General features: G+C 62.6%; 23 protein-coding genes. 12 read left to right on the top strand and 11 right to left on the bottom strand.

The genetic code is table 11. The annotated features are described in order from the left end of the window. The first annotated feature begins 15 nt into the window (after window positions 1–15). The 4 genes from LHFGNBLO_RS13005 to LHFGNBLO_RS12990 all read left to right on the top strand — a co-directional run bounded on the left by LHFGNBLO_RS13005 (window position 16) and on the right by LHFGNBLO_RS12990 (window position 3,369). Window positions 16–1,185, top strand: a complete 1,170-nt coding sequence (locus LHFGNBLO_RS13005) for a mandelate racemase/muconate lactonizing enzyme family protein (protein WP_258607867.1) — start codon at window positions 16–18, stop codon at window positions 1,183–1,185. Window positions 1,186–1,187: 2 nt separating this feature from the next. Then, complete coding sequence (locus LHFGNBLO_RS13000; RefSeq protein ID WP_258607865.1) at window positions 1,188–1,904, top strand: FadR/GntR family transcriptional regulator; 717 nt, start codon at window positions 1,188–1,190, stop codon at window positions 1,902–1,904. Between the two features lie 65 nt (window positions 1,905–1,969). Beyond that, window positions 1,970–2,947, top strand: a complete 978-nt coding sequence (locus tag LHFGNBLO_RS12995) for an NAD(P)-dependent oxidoreductase (protein WP_258607863.1) — start codon at window positions 1,970–1,972, stop codon at window positions 2,945–2,947. Window positions 2,948–3,111: 164 nt separating this feature from the next. Further along, on the top strand, window positions 3,112–3,369 hold the full coding sequence (locus tag LHFGNBLO_RS12990) for a hypothetical protein (RefSeq protein ID WP_258607861.1): 258 nt from the start codon (window positions 3,112–3,114) through the stop codon (window positions 3,367–3,369). 25 nt (window positions 3,370–3,394) lie between these two features. On the opposite strand, the gene LHFGNBLO_RS12985 is transcribed toward LHFGNBLO_RS12990, so the two are convergent. Beyond that, entirely contained in the window at window positions 3,395–4,684 is a 1,290-nt protein-coding gene (locus LHFGNBLO_RS12985) for an amidase (protein WP_258607859.1), read from the bottom strand. A 102-nt stretch (window positions 4,685–4,786) separates the two neighbouring features. Between LHFGNBLO_RS12985 and LHFGNBLO_RS12980 the strand changes: the two genes are divergently transcribed. Continuing rightward, entirely contained in the window at window positions 4,787–5,131 is a 345-nt protein-coding gene (locus LHFGNBLO_RS12980) for a GFA family protein (RefSeq protein WP_258607857.1), read from the top strand. Between the two features lie 2 nt (window positions 5,132–5,133). Here the strand turns inward: LHFGNBLO_RS12980 and LHFGNBLO_RS12975 are convergent, their stop codons facing one another. Then, entirely contained in the window at window positions 5,134–6,042 is a 909-nt protein-coding gene (locus LHFGNBLO_RS12975; RefSeq protein ID WP_258607855.1) for an SDR family oxidoreductase, read from the bottom strand. A gap of 93 nt (window positions 6,043–6,135) precedes the next feature. Here LHFGNBLO_RS12975 and LHFGNBLO_RS12970 point away from each other — a divergent pair, with 93 nt between their 5' ends. Continuing rightward, window positions 6,136–6,708 carry a TetR/AcrR family transcriptional regulator gene (locus LHFGNBLO_RS12970; RefSeq protein ID WP_258607853.1) on the top strand — a complete coding sequence of 191 codons (573 nt, stop codon included), beginning with the start codon at window positions 6,136–6,138 and terminating at the stop codon, window positions 6,706–6,708. A 72-nt stretch (window positions 6,709–6,780) separates the two neighbouring features. On the opposite strand, the gene LHFGNBLO_RS12965 is transcribed toward LHFGNBLO_RS12970, so the two are convergent. Continuing rightward, the gene (locus LHFGNBLO_RS12965; protein ID WP_258607851.1) at window positions 6,781–7,995 is read right to left on the bottom strand and encodes an MFS transporter; all 1,215 of its coding nucleotides are present in this window, start codon (window positions 7,993–7,995) and stop codon (window positions 6,781–6,783) included. Between the two features lie 180 nt (window positions 7,996–8,175). Between LHFGNBLO_RS12965 and LHFGNBLO_RS12960 the strand changes: the two genes are divergently transcribed. Both LHFGNBLO_RS12960 and LHFGNBLO_RS12955 read left to right on the top strand, forming a co-directional pair. Next, window positions 8,176–9,141, top strand: a complete 966-nt coding sequence (locus tag LHFGNBLO_RS12960; protein ID WP_258607841.1) for an AraC family transcriptional regulator — start codon at window positions 8,176–8,178, stop codon at window positions 9,139–9,141. A gap of 136 nt (window positions 9,142–9,277) precedes the next feature. After that, window positions 9,278–9,709, top strand: a complete 432-nt coding sequence (locus LHFGNBLO_RS12955) for a DUF4437 domain-containing protein (protein ID WP_258607838.1) — start codon at window positions 9,278–9,280, stop codon at window positions 9,707–9,709. Window positions 9,710–9,722: 13 nt separating this feature from the next. Here the strand turns inward: LHFGNBLO_RS12955 and LHFGNBLO_RS12950 are convergent, their stop codons facing one another. The 7 genes from LHFGNBLO_RS12950 to LHFGNBLO_RS12920 all read right to left on the bottom strand — a co-directional run bounded on the left by LHFGNBLO_RS12950 (window position 9,723) and on the right by LHFGNBLO_RS12920 (window position 16,417). Beyond that, the gene (locus tag LHFGNBLO_RS12950; RefSeq protein ID WP_258607836.1) at window positions 9,723–10,808 is read right to left on the bottom strand and encodes an ABC transporter ATP-binding protein; all 1,086 of its coding nucleotides are present in this window, start codon (window positions 10,806–10,808) and stop codon (window positions 9,723–9,725) included. Beyond that, window positions 10,808–11,911 (bottom strand): ABC transporter ATP-binding protein, encoded by a 1,104-nt coding sequence (locus tag LHFGNBLO_RS12945; RefSeq protein ID WP_258607834.1) that lies wholly within the window; start codon window positions 11,909–11,911, stop codon window positions 10,808–10,810. Before LHFGNBLO_RS12945 ends, LHFGNBLO_RS12950 begins: the two co-directional genes overlap by 1 nt. Then, window positions 11,908–12,129 (bottom strand): hypothetical protein, encoded by a 222-nt coding sequence (locus tag LHFGNBLO_RS12940; RefSeq protein ID WP_258607832.1) that lies wholly within the window; start codon window positions 12,127–12,129, stop codon window positions 11,908–11,910. Before LHFGNBLO_RS12940 ends, LHFGNBLO_RS12945 begins: the two co-directional genes overlap by 4 nt. Beyond that, window positions 12,126–13,085 (bottom strand): carbohydrate ABC transporter permease, encoded by a 960-nt coding sequence (locus tag LHFGNBLO_RS12935; protein ID WP_258607829.1) that lies wholly within the window; start codon window positions 13,083–13,085, stop codon window positions 12,126–12,128. The genes LHFGNBLO_RS12940 and LHFGNBLO_RS12935 overlap by 4 nt, the downstream gene beginning before the upstream one ends. A 1-nt stretch (window position 13,086) precedes the next feature. Further along, on the bottom strand, window positions 13,087–13,992 hold the full coding sequence (locus LHFGNBLO_RS12930; protein WP_258607827.1) for a carbohydrate ABC transporter permease: 906 nt from the start codon (window positions 13,990–13,992) through the stop codon (window positions 13,087–13,089). A gap of 66 nt (window positions 13,993–14,058) precedes the next feature. Beyond that, the gene (locus tag LHFGNBLO_RS12925; protein WP_258607825.1) at window positions 14,059–15,375 is read right to left on the bottom strand and encodes an ABC transporter substrate-binding protein; all 1,317 of its coding nucleotides are present in this window, start codon (window positions 15,373–15,375) and stop codon (window positions 14,059–14,061) included. 358 nt (window positions 15,376–15,733) lie between these two features. Further along, entirely contained in the window at window positions 15,734–16,417 is a 684-nt protein-coding gene (locus LHFGNBLO_RS12920) for a TetR/AcrR family transcriptional regulator (protein WP_258607823.1), read from the bottom strand. A 110-nt stretch (window positions 16,418–16,527) separates the two neighbouring features. Between LHFGNBLO_RS12920 and LHFGNBLO_RS12915 the strand changes: the two genes are divergently transcribed. Genes LHFGNBLO_RS12915 through LHFGNBLO_RS12905 form a run of 3 tightly spaced genes read left to right on the top strand, consistent with a single transcriptional unit; the run spans window position 16,528 to window position 19,027 of the window. Further along, a complete protein-coding gene (locus LHFGNBLO_RS12915) occupies window positions 16,528–17,724 on the top strand; it encodes a Tm-1-like ATP-binding domain-containing protein (RefSeq protein ID WP_258607821.1) in 1,197 nt (398 codons plus the stop codon). Between the two features lie 12 nt (window positions 17,725–17,736). Beyond that, window positions 17,737–18,603 (top strand): phosphoenolpyruvate hydrolase family protein, encoded by an 867-nt coding sequence (locus LHFGNBLO_RS12910; protein ID WP_258607819.1) that lies wholly within the window; start codon window positions 17,737–17,739, stop codon window positions 18,601–18,603. 4 nt (window positions 18,604–18,607) lie between these two features. Further along, window positions 18,608–19,027, top strand: a complete 420-nt coding sequence (locus LHFGNBLO_RS12905) for a cupin domain-containing protein (protein WP_258607817.1) — start codon at window positions 18,608–18,610, stop codon at window positions 19,025–19,027. A gap of 29 nt (window positions 19,028–19,056) precedes the next feature. On the opposite strand, the gene LHFGNBLO_RS12900 is transcribed toward LHFGNBLO_RS12905, so the two are convergent. After that, window positions 19,057–20,247, bottom strand: coding sequence for a M24 family metallopeptidase (locus tag LHFGNBLO_RS12900; RefSeq protein WP_258607810.1), 1,191 nt, complete (start codon window positions 20,245–20,247; stop codon window positions 19,057–19,059). Between the two features lie 376 nt (window positions 20,248–20,623). On the opposite strand from LHFGNBLO_RS12900, the gene LHFGNBLO_RS12895 reads away from it, so the two are divergent. Further along, on the top strand, window positions 20,624–22,234 hold the full coding sequence (locus LHFGNBLO_RS12895; protein ID WP_258607809.1) for an ABC transporter substrate-binding protein: 1,611 nt from the start codon (window positions 20,624–20,626) through the stop codon (window positions 22,232–22,234). Window positions 22,235–22,395: the final 161 nt, after the last annotated feature.

The raw sequence follows: 22,395 nt of genomic DNA, 5'->3' as shown, positions 1-22,395 counted from the left end.
GGGCCGGGGAAGAACATGCGTATCAAGACCGTCCAGGCCTGGTGGGTTCGCATACCGATCGACGCGGCGCGTCAGCACCGCAGCGACTTCGGTCAGGTGACGACGTTCGACGCCGCCATCCTGCGCATCGAGACTGATGACGGGCTGGTCGGCTGGGGCGAAGGCAAGAACGCTGCCGGCAGTGCCGGCAGCTATGGCGCCCTGGTCCATATGCTCAACCATGAAGTCGGCCCGCAATTGATCGGCCGCGACCCGGCCGATATCGGCGTTATCTGGGAGATGTTCTACAATGGCGTGCGCCACGACACCGCGGCACGTGCCGGCCACGCCATGCCGCAACTGGCGCGGCGTGGCATGAACATCGCTGCCATCAGCGCCGTCGACATCGCGCTCTGGGATATATTGGGCAAATCGCTCGGGGTTCCGGTCTGGCGGCTGCTCGGTGGCCGCAAGCTTGACCGCATGCAGGCTTACGCCTCCGGCGGCTGGGCCGCCGCCGACGCCATCGGCGACCAGTTGAAGTCCTATATCGCCAAGGGCGGCTTCAAGGCGCTGAAGATGCGGATCGGCGCCATGGACGGCGCCCCGCACGTTTCCGCGGCCCGCGTGCGCGCCGCAAGACAGGCGCTCGGTCCCGATGTCGACCTCATGGTCGATGCGCATGGCACCTACACGGTGGCGGAAGCCAAGCGCTTCACCCACCTCGCCGGCGATCTCGATCTCGCCTGGTTTGAGGAACCGGTCATCGCCGACGACAAATCCGGCATGGCCGAAGTGCGCGCCTGCGGCTCCATCCCGATCGCCACCGGCGAGAGCGAGGCGACGCGCTATGCGTTCCGCGACCTCGCCGTGCTCAAGGCCGCCGACATCTTCCAGCCGGACCCGGCCTTTTGCGGCGGCATCAGTGAAGCCATGAAGATCGGCACCATCGCCAGCGCCTTCAATCTGCGCTTCGCACCGCATCTGTGGGCCGGCGCGCCTTGCTTCTTTGCCGGGCTGCATGTCTGCGCCGCTTCGCCGGCAAGCTTCACTGTCGAATATTCGCTCGGCGCCAACCCGATGATCCATGATCTTATCGAAGAGACTGTCGAAGCAAAGGACGGTATGATAGCGATCCCTGAAAAGCCCGGACTGGGATTCACCATTTCGGAGCGGTTCCTGGAGGCGCACGCGCAACGCAGCTGACGATGAAAGAAAAGAACCTTCTCGCGAAACTCGCCGCCTATCTGTTTTCCCACTCGGACAAGGAGACGGGCCGCACGCCGTCGGAGCGCGAACTGGCGGAGCATTTCGGCGTCAGCCGCGGCCAGATCCGCGAGGCGCTGGCCATTCTCGAAGCCATGCGCATCGTCGAGCGCCGCGCCAAATCCGGCATCTACATCGATACCAAGCAGGCCAGCGTCGAGGCGATGGCGCTGTTTGCGCGCGCCGGCCTGCCGCTCGATCCGGTGCAGATCTATGAGACGGTCGAATTGCGCAAGATCCACGAGATCAAGGCGGCCGAGCTCGCCTGTTCGCGCGCCACCGAAGAGAACTTCGAACGGCTGCGCGAAATCCTGAAAGCCTCGGAGCAGCGCATCGCAGCCGGCGAAGGGCTCGCCAAGGAGGACCGCGAGTTTCATCTGGAAATCGTGCGGGCGACCAAGAACGGCGTCTTCCACAACATCTGCAGCGTCTATTATCTAATGGGCGAGCAGCGCCTGCCGATTTACTTCAATGATCCCGAACGCAGCGTCCGCTCGCATGCCGAGCACGTCCAGATCTACGAGGCGCTGCTGCGCCGCGACGGCAATCTCGCCCAGGCGCTGATGAGCGCCCATCTGCAAGGCGCGGAAAGCTACTGGAAGGGCCTGATCGAAGGCCGTGAGGCAGAATCCAAAGCCCTGGCGCTCGAAAAGGCCTAGAGCAATTCCGGGAAAAGTGTGAAACGGTTTTCCGTCCGGAATTGCGACCAAAAAACGGGAGCTCCATGCCCAAAATCCTTTCGACGCACACGCTGCACCCGCGTGCCGCCGCCATGCTGGCTGGAGCCGGCAAGCTCGTCGTCGCCTCCGCCCTCGATGCCGGCACACTGGCCGCCGAAGCGAGCGACGCCGACATCATCATCGTCCGCGCCCCGCTCCCGCCGGCACTTTTCGAAGGTGCGACGAAGCTGAGGGCGGCGATCCGCCACGGCGCCGGGCTCGATATGGTGCCGATGGAGGCGGCCGCCGCCGCCGGCGTGCTGGTGGCCAACGTGCCGGCGGTCAACGCGCGATCGGTCGCCGAATACGTGATGTTCGCCGCCCTTGCGCTGCTTCGACGCTTCCGCATGGTCGACCGCGACCTGCGCGCGAAGGGCTGGCTCGCCGGCCGCGACCACACCATTTCTGCCAGCGAGCTCGCCGGCAAGACGATCGGCATTGTCGGCTTCGGTGCGATCGGTCAGGCGGTCAGCCATATCGCCGCGCACGGCTTCGGCCTGAACGTGGTGGCGACGACCCGCAGCATGCAGCCGGCGCCGGACAGGGTCGGCTTCCTGTCGATCGACGCGCTGGTCGAACAGAGCGACATCATCGTACTGTGCTGCCCGCTGACACCGGAGACGCGCGGCCTGATCGGCCGTGAACGCATCGCCCGCATGAAGCCGGATGCGCTGCTGATCAACATCTCGCGCGGGCCGGTGATCGATGACGACGCGCTGATCGATGCCTTGCAAAAGGGCCGTATCGGCGGGGCTGCGCTCGATGTCTTTGCGACGCAGCCGCTGCCTTCAAATCATCCCTATTTCGGCTTCGACAATGTCATTGTCACGCCGCACATGGCCGGCATCACCGAACAATCGATGCTGCGCATGGGTGTCGGCGCGGCAGGCGAGACCTTGCTGGTGCTGGCCAACAAGCTGCCGGTCAATTTGCGCAATCCCGAAGTGGTCGGGCACTACCGGCGGCGGTTCCCGGCCGACTGAAGACAATCGCGCTTTCGCCCCAATTCTTCGGCACGTTGAAAACCATGTCCAGTCTCCGCTTCGCATCTCTGGTTCTCGCCGCATGTCCGATCGCGGCCTTGCCCTCGCTCGCTGCGGCACAAAGCAGCGATTATGTCTTTTGCAGCAATGGGATTGTTTGCAGCATGGGCCCCTGCCCATCGGGAAATGCGCTCGATCTGGCCACCGGCAAGATCATCAAGGGCGTGGCGCTGAACACCACCGAATTGCCGCCGCTGAACCGGTCCGCACCTGACCTCTCCGACAGGCTCTATGCGGGAAAGCTCGTCGTCCGAGGATCTATCCAGCATCGCGGTGAAATGAGCGATCCGCCGATGCTGGTCATTACCAATATCGAACGCGCTTCCAAGAAAGGCGAGCGCAAGCGCTGCGCGGCGCGCTGAGCGCCCATCTGCAGTACACTGCCTGTCAGAACAGCCTTTCCACTTCAGCCGCTATGCGCAGCAGATGGTGGTCATGGCCATTGCGCGCCACCAGCATCAACCCGGCAGGCAATTTTATGTCAGGCATCGGCAGCGAGATCGCGCAGAGGTCGAATTGGTTGGCGACCTGTGTGTTGCGCAACAGCAGGCCTTCGGTGCGGTCGCGCAAATCGGCATCCTCTGTCACCGAAACGATGGTCGGCGCGGTCACCGGCGTGGTTGGCAGCGCCAGCACATCGACGGATGCCAACCGCTCGTCCATAGCGGCAGCCAGTGCTGCACGGCGGCGCATTGCCCTGATGTAGACCGGGGTCGGCAGCATTGCTGCCCGTGACAAAGGCCCGCTGACGTGCGGGTCGACCGGCACCGATGCCCCTGTCGCCAGCCAATCGGCATGGATTTCGGCCCCCTCCATCGCCGCGATCGAACCGCGTTTGGTGACAGCGCGAAGATCGGCGATGAGGTCGTCGATCGAAATATCCGTCAGCCGCGCGCCTGTCCGCTCGATCGTGACAAGGCTGCGCTCGAACGCAGCAGCAACTTCACTTTCGGTGTCTTCGAACAGACGACCTCGCGGGATGCCGATGCGAAGCCCGGCAAGTGAGAGCGGCGGCAGTGCTTTCACCTCCTCGCCAACCATCACCGCGTCGGCGGCAACGCACTGGGCGACGGTTCGGGCAAGCGGCCCAATCGAGTCCAGGGTGGCCGACAAAGGGAAGGCACCGGTGAGCGGCACACGCCGCGCCGTCGGCTTGAAGCCAACGACGCCGTTGAGCGATGCCGGAATGCGCACGGAACCGCCGGTGTCCGAGCCGATAGAAATATCGCTCGTGCCTTCGCCAACCGAAACGCCAGCGCCGGAGGACGAGCCGCCCGGAATGCGGCTGGCATCGAGAGCATTGCCGGGTGTGCCATAGTGCGGATTGACGCCGATCGCGGTGAAGGCGAATTCGGTCATGTTGGTCTTGCCGATGATCACCGCACCGGCCTGGCGCAGCCGGTGGACGATGACCGCATCCTGCGGCGCCGGCGGCGCGGTGCTGAGCATTCGCGAGCCGGCGATGGTCGGTTCGCCGGCGACGTCGAACAGGTCCTTGATCGAAACAATCGCCCCGTCGAGCGGCCCGAGCGTGGCGCCGGCCTTTCGCCGCGCATCGGCGCCATCCGCCGCCGCCCGCGCCACTTCCGGATAGAGCTTTGTGAACACGCTCTCATCGCCGGCGCGGGCGGCGAGACGCGAAAGCAGGATTTCCAGATGATCGCGGACTGATTGCATTTTCGGTGTCGGACTCCGGACGCCTGCAACGTCTTACAGGCAGCTGAGACATAGCCCGGCGGTGCCGGATTTGCACCCTGTCGGACCGAAGGAGGAGATCGGATGCTCTACAAAGGCAAATGCCATTGCGGCAAGATCGCGTTCGAGGTCGAAGGCGAGCTGCGTGGGGCCGTGCGATGCAATTGTTCGATCTGTTCGCGCAAGGGCGCGCTGCTATGGGCGGTGCCGCATGACAAATTGCGGCTGCTTGCCTGGGGCGACGATCTCAGCAAATACACTTTCGCCAACCAGGTCATCGCACACCGGTTCTGCCGGACCTGCGGCATCCATCCCTTCGCCGAGGATGTCGGCGAAGGGAGCGAACGGAACGCCTATGTCAATGTCCATTGCCTGGACCTCGACCTGGCCGCAGTGCCGATCTTCGACTTCGACGGTCGTGCAGTCTAAACCTACCGGTACCCCGTCGCATCGGCCGGTTTGCCGGCATCCTGAACCTCCGGAACATAGCGCCAGGCATCGGGCCGCGAGCCGTCGAGATCGGTGAAGCCATAGATCTGCGCCAAACCGCCGCTCGATAGCGATTGCCCATTCCAGCGCGAACGATCCGGGTCCGCCGCCAGTGCCGCCACTGCGCGGCCGAGGAAGCGCGGCGTCTCCGAGATGACGAAATGCGGCACCTTCGCTGTTGCATCGCGCCAGTTCTCCTCGGTGACGCCGAATGCCTCCAGCATCATTTCCGAGCGCAGCCAGCCGGGCGTCAGCGCCACCGAGGTGGCGCCATGCGCTGCGAGATCCTTGCCATGGGCCCAGGCCATGCGCGTCACCGATACTTTGGCGAGGTCATAGAATGGCGACAGCCGGTAGTGGTCGGCATTGTATTCGGCAGTGCCATCGGTGACTTCGATGAGCAGGCCGCCCGGACGCTCGATCAGAAGCGGAAGCGCGTGATGGGCGGTGATCAGATGCGTGTCGATGCCGAGCCGCAGCATGCGCAAGCCGTTCTGCAGGTTGTGCTCCCAGACCGACTTGTTCCATTCGAACAGTTTTTCGCCACCCCAGATATCGTTGACCAGGATATCGAGGTGACCTTGTTCGGCGCGGATGCGATCGACCAGCTTGCGCACGTCATCGGCAACCAGATGGTCGACCTGCACGGCGATGCCATTGCCGCCGTGCGCCGAGACCAGCTCCGCTGTCTCCTCGATGGTCTCCGGGCGCGCATATTCGGATTGATGCGTGCGCGTCGTTCGTCCAGTCACGTAGACGGTGGCGCCGGCGGCGCCCAATTCGACCGCAATTCCCCGTCCGGCACCGCGCGTTGCGCCGGCGACCAACGCGACTTTTCCATGAAGCGTCATTGCACTCTCCTGAACCAGATTCACTCGACAAGGGCTGGCTTTCGCCCGCACCATCGTATATAAATGATCATTCGTTTATAAATGGATGTCAAGATGCCTCGACCGAAAACGCAATCCGACGAAAATGTGCTGAAAGCCGCGCATCGGTTGATCCACGACCATGGTCCCGAGGCGCTCACTTTCGAGCGGCTGGCACAGACGTGCGGTCTCTCCGGCTCAACGCTGGTGCAGCGCTTCAAGAGCAAGGCCCGGCTGAAGCAGCTGACCTTGCTGCAGGCATGGGATCGGTTGGACGAGAAAACTGCAAGACTTGCGGCCGCTGTTGCGAGAACCCCCACCGGGGCAATCGAACTGCTGGTGGCGCTTTCGCGCGACTATGGCGGCATCGAGTCCTACGCCGAAGGCCTGCTTGTCCTACGTGAAGATCTACGCGACCCTGTTCTTCGGGCGCGCGGGGCATCATGGAAGATGTCGCTTTGCAGCGTCCTTGACGCTTGCTTCGCACAGACCGCCAATCGGCCGCCGAATATCGGGCTGCTAATGGCGTCGCATTGGCAAGGCTCGCTGCTTTGGTGGAGTTTCGACCCGCAGGTCGAGGTGGCCTCCTATGTCGAAGACAGCTTGAACCGCTTCGTGGCTGCAATCACCACGGCCCGAAAACCGTAACCGATTTTCGAGCCGTTGCGTCGAGACAAGGAGTGTCCGTTGTGGATCCAGATGGACCGCATCCGGATTGCTTTAGTCTGCGTTCCTCGGGCCAAGCAAGAACGCCACCAGCGCCGCCAGCAACGTCGCCATTCCGCAGTAGGCGAAGGCACTGGCAACGCCGGCATGGTCGACCAGCAGACCTCCGAAGACGGCGCCCAGGGCAATGGCCAGCTGGAAAGTGGCGACCATCAGTCCGCCGGCGCTTTCGGCCTGGTCGGGTGCGGCGCGCACCAGCCAGCTTTGCAGCCCTACCGGCACCGCGCCGAAGGCAAAGCCCCAGACCGCAACGGCGACAGCGGCGATCGAGGGCGAGGCTCCGAAAACGAGCATCGAGGCGGCGGCCAGTGCAATCAGCAGAGGCGCCAGCGCAACGGCTGCCTTGAGGTTGCGTTCGGCGAGGATGCCGCCGGCAACATTGCCGAAGAAGCCGCCTATGCCGTAGGCCAGCAGCACGAGCGAGATCGTCTCGATGTCGAGCACAGGGACCTTCTCGAGGAAGGGGCGGACATAGGTGAAGCCGGCAAAATGTCCCGAAGCCACCAGCAGCACGACCAGAAGTGCGATCCTGATCATCGGACGCTCCAGCACGTTGAGCAAGGTTCGGAAGCTCGCCACCCCCATGGGTGGCAGCCTCGGGATGGTGGCTATCTGCACCAGCAGCGCCAGCGCGCCAACGACGGTCGCGATCATGAACGCCGTGCGCCACCCCCAGATATCACCGACATAGGCACCGATCGGCGCAGCACACACGGTTGCCACCGAAACGCCGGTCAGGATGATCGACATGGCGCGCGGCATCAGCCGCATCGGCACCAGCCGCAGCGCCATGGCCGCCGACATCGCCCAGAAGCCGCCCAGGGCGACGCCGAGCACGACACGAGCCAGCAGAAGCACAAAAAGCGATGAGGCAAACGTGGCCAGAAGGTTGGACAGGATCAAAAGCACCGTCAGGCCCCACATCACCAGCCTGCGGTCCAGGCGCCTGGTGATGATGGCCATGGTCGGTGCGGCAATGGCGCCTACGATCGCCGTTGCCGTTACCGCTTGCCCTGCCACGCCCTCGGTGACGCCGAGATCGCGCGCCATCGGCGTCAGCAGGCTGGCTGGCAGGAATTCCGCGGTGACGAGACCGAAAACACCAAGCGCGAGCGATACGACCGCCCCCCACGCCGGTTCGGCTCGTTCGTCGGATTCTCCAGGGTTCAGAAGTGCGGCGTCGATGACGCCCGTCGCGGGTTCGGCCATGGTCAGTCTCCGGTTTGGTGCAGCGCCACCTAGAGAATGACCAACTGGGGTTCCACCCATTACCTGCCTGACCGTTGGGGCCCTGCTATGATCAGTCGGCGATTTCGTTGCGGCGCAACATTTGGCTGCAGTGCAACATAGGGAGTGACCGCGCGGAGTTTCCATGCTAGAAAATCCGGAATGACCTACAATTCGTCCAGAGATGCGATACTCGCTTCAACCGACCCGTTGACCGACATGCTGCGCGGCTTGAGGCTCGATGGTGTCGACTATGGCCGCTGCGAACTGGGTGAGCCCTGGGCAGTTCTCTTCCCGACGCAAAAAGCAGCGCGCTTTCATTTCATCGGTGGGCGCGGATGCTGGCTCTTCTCGCCATCCAAGGAGTGGATCGAACTGAAGGTCGGCGACGCATTGCTGCTGCCGCGCGGCGACGAGCACATTTTGGCCAGTGCGCCCGGCCTGCCCCCCTTGCCGATCGAGCGCTACAGCGTCGAGCCAGTGTGCGAAAACGTCTACAACGTATCGAATGATTGCTGCGGGCCGAAGACGCTGCTGTTCTGCGGCAGCATGCACTTCAATCTCGACGGATCGCATCCGCTGCTCGACATGATGCCTGACATGATGCGCGCGCACGAACTGGCGACGAACGCGCCCGGCATACCGCATCTGCTGGAAGCAATGGCGGGCGAAGTGACGATGGACCGCGTCGGCTCTGGCGGCATTCTGGCGCGACTAGCCGATGTCTTGGCTGCCAGCATCATCCGCTCGTGGGTCGAACATGGCTGCGGCGACTCCACTGGCTGGATCGCTGCGGTCAGAAACCCCGATGTAGGCCGTGTGTTGGCCGCCATCCACATGCACCCGGACCGGGACTGGTCCGTCGCAGCACTGGCCGGCGTCATGGGCGCCTCGCGTTCGGCCTTTGCCGAGCGTTTTGCCACGGTCGTCGGAGAGACGCCGGCGAAGTACGTCACCCGCGTGCGGATGCATCAGGCGCGGCAATGGCTGGTCCGCGACCGGCTGCGTGTATCGGTCGTCGCCGCCCGTCTGGGCTACGATTCGGACGCCTCCTTTAGCCGTGCGTTCAAACGGGTCATGGGAACGCCGCCCAGCCATTTCCGCGCCGCCGCCGAGGCCGCCGAATAGTGGCCAGTCCTGTCCTCCTGAATTGGAGGAACTGCCAAGCCTTTTGGACGCTCGGTCATTGCTGGCCGATGGCCGCGCGTTAGCCTGCCTCGCGAATAGCGGAAACCGGCAGCAGCCGGCCCCCAAGGAGGAGACTATGCCAGCTCGCTTTAAACTGCTTTTGTTCGCGGCTGCGGTTGCGATGCCGGGACAGGCACTCGCCCTTGAAGACAGCTATTTGCCGGCCGACAAGATCCCCTATGTCGCGGAAGCACCGGACCAGCCGCACCGCCTCGGTGCGCTGTGGGGTGACCGGGCGCAAGGCCCGGCGGGAACATTGCTAAAGGTCCCGGGCAACTGGCGCGCTCCTGTTCACGCTCACACCGCCGACTATCGCGCGGTCGTCATCCAGGGGCTTTGGGCGCACTGGCAAATGGACGGCGGCGAGGCAACGAAGGTGGAGCTTCCTCCTGGTTCCTACTGGACGCAGAAGGCGGATGAAATGCACGACGACGCCTGCCTGTCAGATACGGAATGCGTGATCTTGCTGATCAACGATACGCCTTACACCACCTACATGGCGAAGTGACTTCGGCCAGACCCTATCCGGCGTGCCGCAAGCTTACGCCGCTGCCCTTGTCGAACAGCACCACCTTGTCCTGGTTCCAGGCAAAGCGCACCGGTTGCTCGATCTGGACATCGGTCCTCGCCGGCACCGTGGCGCGCAGCGTGGTGTCGCCGACCCGCAGCGTCAGGATCTTTTCGACACCATGGTTCTCGACATCGTGGACGCGCGCTTCCACCGGCGCGTCGCTCTCGAGATAGACATCCTCGGGACGGATGCCGAAGACGAGCGGGCGACCGTCGGTCGCCGCGCCCGCCTTGGCGCCTCCCGAAAAAGGCAGCTCGAAATTCATTGGCGCCATCACCGCGCGGCCGTCGACCAGTCGGCCGTCGATCAGGTTCATCGGCGGCGAGCCGACAAAGCTCGCCACATAGGTGTCGCGCGGATTGTTGTAGATCTCATGCGGCGTGCCGGTCTGGACGATACGGCCATGATTGAGCACGCCGACCTTGTCGCCCATCGACATCGCCTCGATCTGGTCGTGGGTGACGAACAGGAAGGTGGCGCCGAGCTGCATCTGCAGGTTCTTCAGCTCGGTACGCAGCGCCTCGCGCAATTTGGCATCGAGCGCCGACAGCGGCTCGTCCATCAGGAACACGCGCGGCTTGCGCACGATGGCGCGACCGATGGAGACGCGCTGCATCTCGCCGCCCGAAAGCCGGTCGGTCTTGCGGTCGAGCAGATGCTCTATGCGCAACGTCCTGGCGGCGCGGTCGACCCGATCCTTGATCTCGGCGTCGGGCAGCCGGCGGATCTTCGGCTTCAGCGGAAATTCGAGGTTTTCGCGCACCGTGTAGCGCGGGTAGAGCGAATATTGCTGCAGCACCAACGCTACGTCGCGCTCGGCCGCACCCCAGTCGGCGACGTCGGCGCCATCGATCAGCACCTGGCCTTCGCTGGGCTTTTCAAGGCCGGCGATCATGCGCAGTGTCGTCGTCTTGCCGGCGCCCGTCTCGCCCAGCAGGACGAAGAACTCGCCATCCGCGATCTCGAGGTCGAGCCCGGTCAGCGCGGTGTGGTTGCCGAACTTCTTTGAAATGTTCTTAAGCTGGATATGGGCCATCAGAGTCTCACATCAAGCGACTTGCCGCTCGCCGTATCGAAGAAATGTGCCTGCGCCGGGTCGATCCTGGCGAAGACCTTCTCGCCGGGTCCGCCGACGAAGCCGCTCTTGGTGCGCGCGCGCAACATCTTGGAACCAACCTTGATGTCGACGATGTCGAAGGATCCGAGCGGCTCGACAATCTGGGTCTCGACCGGCAAAAACCCTTCCGCCGCGTCGTGGCGAACAAGCACGCCTTCCGGCCGGATGCCGAGCGCAAGCTGGTCGCTGGCATGGCCGTTGAGCTTCGACAGCAGCGCGCGCGGGAACTCGAAACCGGCCGCCGCGCCGCCGACCGTGACCGAGGCCGACGCGGCTTTTTCAGCGACCGACGCGTCGGCAACGTTCATCACCGGGCTGCCGACGAACTGGGCGACGAACAGATTGGCCGGATGCGAATAGACTTCATCGGGCGAGCCGACCTGCTGCAACACGCCCTCGTGCATGATGACGATGCGGTCGGCGAGGCTCATCGCCTCGATCTGATCGTGGGTGACGTAGATGGTGGTCGAGCCTTGCTTGATATGCAGGCGCTTGATCTCGGCCCGCATCTCCTCGCGCAGCTTGGCATCGAGCGCGCCGATCGGCTCGTCCATCAGCATCGCCTTCGGCCGCCGCACCAGCGCCCGGCCGATGGCCACACGCTGCATGTCGCCGCCGGAAAGCGCCGACGGCTTCTTGTCGAGAAGATCGGTGATCTGCAGCGTCTTGGCGACCGAACGTACCTCGCTATCGATCTCGGCCTTGCTCTTACGCGTTGCCCTGAGCGGGAAGGCGACGTTCTCGTAGACGCTCATATGCGGATAGAGCGAGAACGACTGGAAGACCATGGCGATGTCGCGGTCGGCGGCCTTGAGATGCTGGACCGGCTTGCCGTCGATGAGGACATCGCCGCCGTCGATCGTCTCCAGCCCGGCAATGGCCCGCAGCGTCGTCGTCTTGCCGCAACCAGACTGGCCGAGCAGCACAATGAACTCGTTGTCGTCGATCTTCAGGTTGAGGTCCTTGATGACCTGGACCGCGCCGAAATATTTCTGCACGCCGCGAAGCTCGATCTGGGTCAATGCGGTGCTCCCGGATTTGCCTTTTGCCCGGTGCCGGCCTTCTCCTCCGGTGCAATCTTCGACGTGATGTTGAAGCCGATCAGCCCGATCAGGATGATGGTCACGCCATAGCTGTGCAGCAGCATGTTCCAGGGCTGGCAGAGCGCGATGATGCCGAGCACCATCAGGATCTGAGAGCCCGGTTCGAGATATTTCTGGTTGATGGCGCGAAAGCTCATTTGCGGATCGCTCCGAACGACATGCCGCGCAGCAGATGGTTGCGAAGCAGGAAGGTGAAGATCGCGACCGGCAGCAGGAACAGGAAGGTTCCAGCAGCGATCACCGTCCAGTCCGGCAGGCCGGAGCCGATCTGGCTGGGGATGAAGGGCGGTGCTGTCTGGGCACGGCGGCTGGTCATGATCAGTGCGAAGGCATATTCGTTCCACGCCGTGATAAAGCAGAAGACGGCGGTGGCGGCGATGCCGGTTGCGGCCTCGGGCAGCACGATCTTGAAGAAGGCTTCCATGCGCGTGTAGCCGTCGACCAGGGCCGCCTCCTCGTACTCCTTCGGGATTTCGTCCATGAAGCCTTTCATCAGCCAGACCGAGAAGGACAGGTTGAAAGCGGTGTAGAGGATGATCAGGCCGAGGTGGGAATCGTTGAGGCCGACCGCCCGGTACATCAGGAACATGGGGATGGCGACGACCACCGGCGGCAGCATGCGCGTCGACAGGATGAAGAAGAGCAGATCCGCCTCTCCCTTCACCTTGAAGCGCGAGAAGCCGTAGGCGGTGAAGGTGCCCATGCCGACCGCCAGTACCGTCGAGGTTATGGCCACGATCAACGAGTTCATGAAGCGGCTCGGATAGCCCGACCATTGCACCTGACCTTTGCCGTCACGTACGATCTTTTCGCCGCCGTCGAAGACGACGCGCTCCCACCAGGGAGCGGCTGCATACTCCTCCGGCGACGCTGGGTTGCGCAGCTGCGAGCGCTTGGTGAACAGCTTGACGAAGGGCGAGATTTCCGGCTGGAAGACGACCGTCGGCGGGATGGTGGTGGCGAGATTGCGCGGCTTGAACGCCGTCGAGGCGATCCAGTAGATCGGCGCCAGGAAGATGATCGTCACCAACAGGACGGCGACGATTGCAACGCGATTGATGCCGATTTCGGAAGAAGTGCGCACGGCAGCCATATCAGCGCTCCTTCACCTTGTTGAGGTATTTGACGTAGATATTGGTTATAGCCAGCACCATGATCAGCACGATGTAGGCGAGTGCGCAGGAGCGCCCGGTCTGCCATTCCTGGAATGCCATCTTGTAGAGCCGGATCGATATCAGTTCGGCCGTCGGCTGGCTGGTCAGGATGTAGGCGAGATCGAAGGTCTTGAATGCCTCCATGGTGCGGAAGATGACCGCGATCATTAGGATCGGCGCGACCAGCGGCAGCGTAATGCGGAAGAAGGTGTAGAACGGCCCGGCCCGGTCGATCGCCGCTGCTTCGTAGAGATGCTTCGGCACAGCCGAGAGGCCGGCCAGCGACAAAAGCATGACAAAGGGCGACCACATCCAGATGTCGGTCAGGGCAACCGCATAGAGCGCCATTTTCGGATCCGACAGCCATTCGAAGGTGCCGAGGCCGAGCGCATAGTTGATGATGCCGAAAGACGGATCGTAGAGCAGTTTCCAGAACAGGCCGACGACCGCCATCGACAGCATCATCGGCAGCAGCAGAAGCGTCGTCAGCAGACCTTTGAGCGGAATGTCGCGGTTGAGCAGCATGGCAACGCCGAAGCCGACGACCAGCTGGCCGACGACTGAGATGATGACGTATTTCGCGGTGATGGCGAAATTGGACCAGACATAGGGATCCTTGAGCAGGTCGCGATAATTCTGCAGCCCAACGAAATTTGCCGGCGCGTTAGTCGACGCACGGAAATCGGTGAAGGAATATCCCAGCGAATAGATCAGCGGGAAGATGTTGAAGACGATCAGGAAGAGGATCGTCGGAATGATGAAGAGGTTGCGGATCGAAATGTCGCTGAGACCGCGTGCAGCGGCCCGCGAGGACGTGTCCAGCGTGGTGATCATCGTGGTCGCCAAGACCCTGCTCCCGTTACACAAAAAGAAACGGAGGAGGCACAAGACCCCCTCCGTGAGGCATGATGCTTATTGGCCGCGGCCGTATTTCTTGAACGTCGCGTTCCAGTCGGCGGCCAGCGCGTCCAGCGTCTCCTTGGCGGTGCCTTCACCGCCGATCATGTAGGGATAGATGCGCTGGTTGAGCTGCTGCAGCAGTTCGGCATATTCAGGCACTGCCCAGAAGTCCTTCACCTTGAACATGGTCTCGTAAAAGGCCTTGTTGTACGGCGTGGCGTTCTGGAATTCCTCCGACTTGAGCACGGCGGCACTGCAGGTGTAGCCGCCAAGCGCTGCCCATTTCTTCTGGGTCTCGTCCTTGATGAACCATTCAAGGAACTTCGTCGCCTCATCCTGCTTCTTGGAGTAGGAAACGATGGAGATGCCCTGACCACCGAGCGCTGCGAACTGGTCGCCGCCGGGGCCGGCAGGATTGGCGAAGAAGCCGGTGACCTTGGCATTCGGGTTCGACGCCTCGTTGATCAGCGAGGGGAAGAACGCGAAGTAGTTCATGCTCATCGCGGCCAGGTTTTCAGTGATCGCCTGGTTGTCTTCGACGAAGAACGACTTGGCCCAGCCCGGAGGCGTGAACTTGTAGAGTTCCTTGTAGGCGTCGAGCGCCGCGATCGCCTTGTCGGAGTTGATGAAGCCATCGACCTTGTAGGTCTTATAGTCACCCAGCTCGCCGCCAAAGGAGAACAGCGCGTTCTCGAAGCCCATCGCCATCGCGTCATAGGAATTGTCGGTGTAGATGGCGATGCCGTATCGCTTCTGATCCGGCCTGTGGAAGAATTCGGCGATGTCGCGCAGCGCCTTGAAATCCTTCGGCACGTCGAGATCGTAGCCATACTTGGCCTTGAAGGCTTCCTTTTCCTTGGGGTCTTCGAACCAGTCCTTGCGATAGGACCAGCCGACGGCGTCGCCTTCGAGCGGAATGGCCCAGTACTTGCTGCTGCCGCCCGGATATTCGGCATAGTATTTCACCGTCGCCGGTGCCATCACGTCGCCGACCTTGTGCTTGTTGAAGAAGTCGGTCAGGTCGACATAGTGGCCACCGGTCGAGCCGGCGCCGAGCCATTGCGAGTCGCCGACGACCATATCATAGGCATCGCCATGGGCGTTGAACTCGGTGAAGGCCTTGGTCTGGAAGTCGGGCCACGGTGTGGTTTCCACCGTGATCTTGACGCCGGTTTCCTTCTCGTACTCGTTGCCGAGTTCCTGCAGGTAGTTGGCCGGATCCCATTCCGCCCAGAAGATAGTGAGTTCCTTTTCCTGCGCGTAGACGGACGTTCCGCAGGCGAGCACTAAGCCGATACCAGCAAGCAGGCTGGTCATTGTCTTGCGCATAATGTTTTCCTCCCTTGTGCGCATTCTACCTTGTCGTGCGAGCCGGCAGCGAGGCCGGCCCTGGTAGTTCCTCTGTGATGGCACCCTCCCGGTTTGAGCCTCCTCGCTCGACCGGAAATGGATCGCAGCCCTCACGTTTCAATCAGCTTTATCAGTCCTGATCTGGTATTACCAATTCCAGATAGACGTCAAGCTCTTTCTTGGGCGATAGCCAGCACTCGCGCAAGCTGATTCCTGGTGTATCTGCCTGTTTTATCTGAATTTTCCTACTCCTTGATATGGACAGGCCTTGTTCTGACCTCAGAACCACGATTAGTATGGATAGTCGACTTGCAAATCTGGTCTAACCAGATTGACGCTATCCTGCGGCCGTCGCCGGCGCGATCCCGTCTCCTTCGGTTACTGATTCCGCCACCGCCGCCCGCACCAGCGCGCTGGCTGCCCATTGCGTGACCGACCTCATCTTGCGGCTGTCCAGCCCCCATATGTCCTTCAGCACGATGAGAACCTCGACACCGAAAATCATCGACAGGGCCTGCGCCAGGCGCTTGAATTCGCGCGGCGGCATGTGGCCCTTGAGCGGTGCGATCGCATCCTTCAGCAGGCCGACGCGATGGCCGCGCGTGAAGGCCGGCTCGCCCCCCAGCGTGCCTGCCTGCCGCCGGGCCCACTGGTCGAGCGACAGCTTGAGCGCCGCCTTGAATGTCGCCTCAAAAGCCTCGATGCGCGGCATGGCCGTATCGAACAGGTCGGCAACCCGCCGCTCTGGATCGGCTGAAGCTGAATGCCAGGTAAGGATTGGCCCGAGCCCCTGGTCGACCACCGCCTGCACAAGTGCTGCCTGGCTCGGGAAATAGCGATAGGCGGTGGCGCGGGAAACCTGCGCCGCTTCGGCAACCTCGCTGACCGAGGGCGTCGCGCCCGCCTGCATCAGCCTTGTCGCCGTCTCCAGCATCAGCCGTTTGGTGCGCGCGCGAGGTCCACGCTCGGCTCCCTCGCTGGCATCATCATTCAGCGCGGCTTGTTGACGTGAGACATTCATGTCAATACGATACGCGCGTCTCAAAAAATTGCAATGGCCTTTGCGTGCCGAACGGCCGGGCAAAGAGCGGCTGGCGAAACGTCGAGCGCACTGACGACCGGGGAAACGCGATGAAGCGCATCTATGTGGTGGCCACTGCCGACACCAAGGGCGAGGAACTCGCCTTCCTGGCTGATGCAATCACTGCCTCCGGCGCCGCTGTTGTCCGCGTCGATATCGGAACGCGCGCTGCAACTGTGCGGGTCGACGTTGCGGCGAGCGAAGTCGCCGACCACCATCCCGCTGGTCGCGGCACCGTGCTGGGCATCGATGATCGCGGTACCGCGGTCGCGGCCATGGGCGCCGCCTTCGCCCGGTTCGTCCAGTCGCGCTCTGACATATCAGGCATGATCGGCATTGGCGGTGGCGGCGGCACCTCGATCATCACCGCCGGCATGCGCACGTTGCCGCTCGGCCTGCCCAAGATCATGGTCTCGACGCTCGCCTCCGGCGACACTGCACCCTATGTCGATGTCTCCGATATCGTCATGATGCCGTCGGTGACCGACATGGCCGGCTTGAACCGGCTGTCTCGTGTCGTGCTGCACAACGCCGCCCAGGCAATATCAGGCATGGCGGCGAAACCGGCGCCGCCGCCCGACGGCAAACCCTCGATCGGCCTCACCATGTTCGGGGTCACCACGCCTTGCGTGACGGCCATCGCCGAGCAGCTTCGTTCGACCTATGACTGCATGGTTTTCCACGCCACCGGTACCGGCGGGCGCAGCATGGAAAAGCTCGCCGACAGCGGCCTGCTTTCCGGCGTCGTCGACATCACCACGACTGAAGTCTGCGACCTGTTGTTCGGCGGCGTGCTGCCGGCGACCGACGACCGCTTCGGCGCCATCGCCCGCACCAGACTGCCTTATGTCGGCTCGGTCGGCGCGCTCGACATGGTGAATTTCTGGGCGAGACCAACCGTTCCGGAGAAATATCGCGGACGGCTGTTCCACGAGCACAATCCGAACGTGACGTTGATGCGCACGACAGCGCAAGAGAATCGCGCCATCGGCGAATGGATCGGCACAAGGCTGAGCCTCTGCGACGGTCCGGTCCGTTTCCTCATCCCCGAAAGGGGCGTCTCGGCGCTCGACATCGAAGGCGGCGCCTTCTTCGACCCTGAGGCCGATGCAGCACTCTTCGAAGCCATTGAGCGGACAATCATGCCGAACAGCACTCGCCGCGTGACACGCTTGCCGCTGCACATCAACGACCCCGAATTCGCCAAGGCTGCAACAGCGGCTTTCCTCGACATCGCCAGACTGTGAGACACGAAAGCCATGGCCGCCATACCGCGCAAGAAGATCCTGGAAAAATTCCGCAAGATGATCGCCGACGGCGTGCCGATCGTCGGCGGCGGCGCCGGCACCGGCCTGTCGGCCAAGGCCGAAGAAGCCGGCGGCATCGACCTGATCATCATCTACAATTCCGGCCGCTACCGCATGGCCGGCCGTGGCTCGGCCGCCGGCCTGCTCGCCTACGGCAATGCCAACGAGATCGTCAAGGAGATGGCCTACGAGGTGCTGCCGGTGGTCAAGAAGACGCCGGTGCTGGCCGGCGTCAACGGCACAGATCCCTTCGTCATCATGCCGCTGCTTTTGGCCGAGCTGAAGACGATGGGCTTTTCCGGCGTGCAGAACTTTCCGACCATCGGCCTGTTCGACGGCCAGATGCGGCAGAGCTTCGAGGAAACCGGCATGGGCTTCGGGCTCGAGGTCGGCATGATCGCCGAGGCGCACAAGCTCGACCTGCTGACCACGCCCTATGTGTTCAACCCCGACGAGGCACGTGCCATGACCAAGGCCGGCGCCGACATCGTCGTCGCCCATATGGGGGTCACCACCGGCGGCTCGATCGGCGCGACATCGGCCAAGTCGCTCGACGACTGCGTGACCGAAATTGACGCCATCGCCGATGCCGCTCGCTCGGTGCGCAAGGATGTCATCCTGCTTTGCCATGGCGGTCCGATCTCGATGCCGGATGATGCCAGATACATTCTCGACCGCTGCAAGGGCCTGCATGGTTTTTATGGCGCCAGCTCGATGGAACGGCTGCCGGCGGAAGCCGCGATTGCCAGGCAGACGGCGGATTTCAAGGCCGTTGCTCTTGGCGGCCAAAACACCGCTACAAAGAAAAAGAAGGGATGAGACGATGATCGACACCAGCAAGGTATTTGTCTATCCGAAGGACGTCAGCGCTTTCGGCTTCGACTGGGGCAGGCTGGCACTGACCGTCGCGCCTGAGGTGAACGGTGCTGAGCGCTTTTCCGGCGGCGTCGTCGACCTGCCCTCCGGCAAGGGCCACACCCGACATAACCATCCGGGTGCGGAGGAAATCATCTTCGTCATCTCCGGCCATGGCGAGCAGATGGTCGAGGACGAGCAGGGCAATCCGGTTGTTGCCAAGGTCGGCCCCGGCTGCACCATCTATGTACCGGAAAGCCGCTTCCATTCGACGCTGAACACCGGCGATGCGCCGATGCAGCTCTTCGTCGTCTATTCGCCGGCCGGGCCGGAACTGGCGCTGCGCGATTTGCCGGATTTCAGGCTACTGCCGCCTGGCCAGAGATGAAGGGCTTTGTGGGACGCGCTGCCATCCGACTATGAAAAAGCACCCCTGTTCCATCCCCTTCCCCGGTCACCGAACATCACATAGCCGGTCTCAGTCACAGCCAGCGTGTCCTCCAGCTTGATGAAGCCGCGCGTCGGGTGAAGCATGGTCGTTTCGACTGACAGCACCATGTTTTTCTCCAGCGCCTTTGCCGCATACGTGCCTTCATACGTCACTGGGTGGTTGGTCATCAGGAAAGGTGCCTCATGCGTGATCAGCCCCATGCCGTGGGCGAAGAAATCGGCATAGGGCGAGACCTTGGATTTCTTCAGCACGCCCTCGGCATAAGAAATCATGTCGCCGCCCAGCGTGCCCGCCTTCACCTTTGAGAAAGCTGCCTGCTGCACCGTCTCAACCTCGGCCAAAAGATCTTCGAGCTCGGCATCCGGTTCACCCAGAATGCCCATCCGGCAGAGATCGCCGATATAGCCGTGATAGTTGCCACCGGAATCGATCGACATCACCTCGCCCTGCTTCCACGCCTGCGGCGAGGCGGCGCGGTTGTGGCTGGCACCCAGCGTCACCAAGCAGTACTCGAAATGCGCGCCGCGATTGGTCTCCTCGCGCCTGAGCTGTTCGATGATCTCCGCCTTGGTCGTGCCTTCATGCGCCCAGCCAATGGTCGCCAGCATGGAATCGGTGATCAGTTCGGAGGCGATGCGCAGCTTCTCCAGCTCCGCATCCGTCTTGATGGCGCGCATGCGCTCCAGCATGTCGGTCGCGTCGATAAGCTTGGCGTCCGGCAGCGCCTTGCGGATCAGCGTGTAGGCATCCGACGGCAGAAAACTTGGCTCGATGCCGATGCGCGCATTGCCCTTGCCGATTTTCGTCAGGTGTTCGACGGCGAGATTGGCGGCGTCCAGCGTGCCCCAGCATGCGGCATGCAGCGTCGGCGTCCAGAACGGATTGTTCTGGTGCTCTGCGCCCTCCATCCGGTTGCCGATATAGGCGGCATGATCCGGCCCGCCCTTCTCGTAGACGACGACAGGCAGGTAGCGGCTGTGGCCGATCGCATCCATGGCAGCGAAGAAGATGAACTTGTAGCCGCCAAGCAGATACTGCGTGTTGTGCTTGGAGGTGGCGAGCAGCACGTCGATGCCAGCCTCTTCCATCAGCCGGTCCACCCTCGCGTGGTCGAACGGTATGTTGCTGACGGCAGTCTTGCCCGGGACGACGTTCATCTCTCTCTCCCTGAATTCGCCAGCCGGTCGGTCGGATCGCCGGCTGTTATGGTCTGATCTTCTGGCTGTCGATCAAATCTGCACCATTTCGCCCGGTCTGGTCCAGCCAGAAATAGGTCAGACAGGCCTCGCTAGCCCATTCCTTCGCTTCGCGCCGCCATACTAGACGTTTCTGGTCCTACCAGAAAAAGTGCATTGAACCGCTTCCTGCAACTGGTCCAGCGGACGAAATTTTCAAAGCCACGCCAGGATGCGCCAATTCCGTCTCTGGCGAAACCCTCAGCAAAGCCCATAATCCCCTGGTGCAAGGATGCTCGCGAGCGTCCGAGGGGTACTGGCGCACCCGGCCGGGTCGCGGAGAGGACGGAGTTCGATCATGTCAGATTTCACGATTTCCAGGCGCACGGTGCTTGCCGGTTCGGCATTGCTGCTGGCCTCCACCGCCATGCCGACGATCGGCTGGGCGCAGACGCCGAAAAAGGGAGGCCGGCTGGTCGTCGCCGCCGATTCCGAGCCGCGCAATCTCAACCCGGCGATCGTCGCCTCCAACGGCGTGTTCTTCATCTCCAGCAAGATCGTAGAGACATTGGCCGAGGCCTCCTTCGACGGCAAGGACGGGCTCGAACCGCGGCTGGCGCTCAGCTGGGAAGGTGCGGCCGACGGCCTGTCGGTGACGTTCAAATTGCGCGAAGGCGTCAAATGGCATGACGGCAAGCCCTTCACCTCCGCCGACGTCGCCTTCTCGGCGCTGCAGATCTGGAAGCCGCTGCAGAATCTTGGCCGCACCGTGTTCAAGGATCTGGCTGCCGTCGACACGCCGGACGAACAGACCGCCGTGTTCAAATTCGCCAAGCCGACGCCGTTCCAGCTCATCCGCAACGCGCTACCGGCGCTGAGCAGCGTGGTGCCCAAGCACATCTACGAGACCGGCGACATTGCCACGAACCCGGCCAACAATGCGCCGGTCGGCACCGGGCCATTCAAATTCGCCGAATATAAGGCCGGCGAATATTACCGGCTGGCGAAGAACCCCGACTATTGGGGCAAGGACGAGCCCTACCTCGACGAGATCATCTATCAGGTGCTGCCTGACCGCACCTCGGCGGCCAGCGCGCTCGAGGCCGAAGAGATTCAGCTCGCTGCCTTTTCCGCCGTGCCGCTGGCCGACCTCGACCGCATCTCCAAGGTGCCGGGTCTCAAGGTGGTCACCAAGGGCTATGAGGGGCTGACCTATCAGCTCGTCGTCGAGATCAACCATCGCCGCAAGGAACTCGCCGACCTCAAGGTGCGTCAGGCGATCGCGCACGCCATCGACAAGGATTTCGTCGTCAAGACGGTGTTCCTCGGCTATGCCGCCGCAGCCACCGGCCCGGTGCCGAAAAACGATCCGCAATTCTACACCGCCGATGTGCCGACCTATGCCTTCGACGTGGCCAAGGCCAACACCTTGCTCGACGAGGCCGGCTACAAGAAAGGCGCCGACGGCAACCGCTTTTCGCTCAAGCTCTTGCCGGCGCCCTATTTCAACGAGACCAAGCAGTTCGGCGACTATCTGCGCCAGGCGCTGGCTGCCATCGGCATCGACGCCGAGCTGGTCAACAACGACTCGCCCGCGCACATCAAGGCCGTCTACACCGACCACGCCTTCGACCTTGCGGTCGGGCCGCCGGTGTTCCGTGGCGACCCGGCGATCTCGACCACCATTCTGGTGCAGAGCGGCATTCCCGATGGCGTGCCCTTCTCCAACCAGGGCGGCTACAAGAACGACGATCTCGACGCCCTCATCGCCAAGGCGTCCGAGACGCTCGACACCGCTGCCCGCACCGAGCTCTACAAGGAGTTCCAGAAAAAGGTCGCTGCCGACCTGCCGCTGATCAACGTCGCCGAATGGAGTTTTATCAGCGTCGCGCGCGATACGGTCGGCAATATCGCCAACAACCCGCGCTGGGCGGTCTCGAACTGGGCGGACACGTATTTGGAATCGTGACACACTCGCGCGGATGAAAATTCGCGAAATCATCGTAGACGTTGAGCTCTACGAGGCCCCCCTCTGTCCTGCCGGACATCTCCCCCTCAAGGGGGGAGATTGGCTGGCCGCGACGTTGGCTCATCCGCTTTCAGCGAAGATTGGCGAAATCGCCGATGACT

The organism is Mesorhizobium sp. AR10, from assembly GCF_024746795.1.
Lineage (GTDB): Bacteria > Pseudomonadota > Alphaproteobacteria > Rhizobiales > Rhizobiaceae > Mesorhizobium.
The sequence above is the reverse complement of the archived record's forward strand: the minus strand, read 5'-3'. Positions and strand labels throughout refer to the sequence as shown.

Coding starts and splice junctions, on each gene's coding strand:
- LHFGNBLO_RS12920 (WP_258607823.1), bottom strand. CDS start 16,417: ATGAATGTCTCACGTCAACAAGCCGCGCTGAATGATGATGCCAGCGAG.
- LHFGNBLO_RS12910 (WP_258607819.1), top strand. CDS start 17,737: ATGGCCGCCATACCGCGCAAGAAGATCCTGGAAAAATTCCGCAAGATG.
- LHFGNBLO_RS12900 (WP_258607810.1), bottom strand. CDS start 20,247: ATGAACGTCGTCCCGGGCAAGACTGCCGTCAGCAACATACCGTTCGAC.
- LHFGNBLO_RS12980 (WP_258607857.1), top strand. CDS start 4,787: ATGCTCTACAAAGGCAAATGCCATTGCGGCAAGATCGCGTTCGAGGTC.
- LHFGNBLO_RS12925 (WP_258607825.1), bottom strand. CDS start 15,375: ATGCGCAAGACAATGACCAGCCTGCTTGCTGGTATCGGCTTAGTGCTC.
- LHFGNBLO_RS12950 (WP_258607836.1), bottom strand. CDS start 10,808: ATGGCCCATATCCAGCTTAAGAACATTTCAAAGAAGTTCGGCAACCAC.
- LHFGNBLO_RS12965 (WP_258607851.1), bottom strand. CDS start 7,995: ATGGCCGAACCCGCGACGGGCGTCATCGACGCCGCACTTCTGAACCCT.
- LHFGNBLO_RS12990 (WP_258607861.1), top strand. CDS start 3,112: ATGGGCCCCTGCCCATCGGGAAATGCGCTCGATCTGGCCACCGGCAAG.
- LHFGNBLO_RS12955 (WP_258607838.1), top strand. CDS start 9,278: ATGCCAGCTCGCTTTAAACTGCTTTTGTTCGCGGCTGCGGTTGCGATG.
- LHFGNBLO_RS12960 (WP_258607841.1), top strand. CDS start 8,176: ATGACCTACAATTCGTCCAGAGATGCGATACTCGCTTCAACCGACCCG.
- LHFGNBLO_RS12985 (WP_258607859.1), bottom strand. CDS start 4,684: ATGCAATCAGTCCGCGATCATCTGGAAATCCTGCTTTCGCGTCTCGCC.
- LHFGNBLO_RS13005 (WP_258607867.1), top strand. CDS start 16: ATGCGTATCAAGACCGTCCAGGCCTGGTGGGTTCGCATACCGATCGAC.
- LHFGNBLO_RS12905 (WP_258607817.1), top strand. CDS start 18,608: ATGATCGACACCAGCAAGGTATTTGTCTATCCGAAGGACGTCAGCGCT.
- LHFGNBLO_RS12895 (WP_258607809.1), top strand. CDS start 20,624: ATGTCAGATTTCACGATTTCCAGGCGCACGGTGCTTGCCGGTTCGGCA.
- LHFGNBLO_RS12970 (WP_258607853.1), top strand. CDS start 6,136: ATGCCTCGACCGAAAACGCAATCCGACGAAAATGTGCTGAAAGCCGCG.
- LHFGNBLO_RS12975 (WP_258607855.1), bottom strand. CDS start 6,042: ATGACGCTTCATGGAAAAGTCGCGTTGGTCGCCGGCGCAACGCGCGGT.
- LHFGNBLO_RS12995 (WP_258607863.1), top strand. CDS start 1,970: ATGCCCAAAATCCTTTCGACGCACACGCTGCACCCGCGTGCCGCCGCC.
- LHFGNBLO_RS12915 (WP_258607821.1), top strand. CDS start 16,528: ATGAAGCGCATCTATGTGGTGGCCACTGCCGACACCAAGGGCGAGGAA.
- LHFGNBLO_RS12940 (WP_258607832.1), bottom strand. CDS start 12,129: ATGAGCTTTCGCGCCATCAACCAGAAATATCTCGAACCGGGCTCTCAG.
- LHFGNBLO_RS12935 (WP_258607829.1), bottom strand. CDS start 13,085: ATGGCTGCCGTGCGCACTTCTTCCGAAATCGGCATCAATCGCGTTGCA.
- LHFGNBLO_RS13000 (WP_258607865.1), top strand. CDS start 1,188: ATGAAAGAAAAGAACCTTCTCGCGAAACTCGCCGCCTATCTGTTTTCC.